Below are 375 nucleotides of genomic sequence, written 5' to 3'. Positions count from 1 at the left end.
AAGAGCCAAGGGATAGTTTAGCACACCACAACCCCAAAGGAGGCTCTCGACCGCCTATGAAACAGTTTATAGCGGAACTTCTGGGACTGCAAGGATGGATTATCTACCGGGTAAAGATCGAATCAGACAGGATCGACGTATACGCCGGGCGACCGAGGAAAGAAGCCAGCTGTCCTTCCTGCCAGACTCTTACCCGGCGGGTTCACGACCGGTCGCGCGAGTGGAGGCCAAAACTGCACACCCGATGTAACGGGCTACCGGTTTACCTCTGGGTACGCCCCCGCCGGTTCAAATGCCCGAATTGCGGGAAGGTATTCACTGAAAGATTTCCGGGTATCAGACCTCGAGCAAGAAGAACCGAGCGGGCGGAAGTAG

Annotated in this window: 1 protein-coding gene; it reads left to right on the top strand. The window is 55.7% G+C overall.

Annotated elements, in window-relative coordinates; all coding sequences use genetic code 11:
* Window positions 1–56: 56 nt before the first annotated feature.
* A partial coding sequence (locus DXX99_RS11105; RefSeq protein WP_134643027.1) for a transposase family protein occupies window positions 57–375 on the top strand: 319 nt, incomplete at its 3' end.

This window comes from Ammonifex thiophilus (assembly GCF_003368535.1).
GTDB lineage: Bacteria > Bacillota > Desulfotomaculia > Desulfotomaculales > Ammonificaceae > Ammonifex > Ammonifex thiophilus.
Note: the sequence above shows the minus strand (reverse complement) of the source record. Positions and strands in the feature narration are given on the sequence as shown.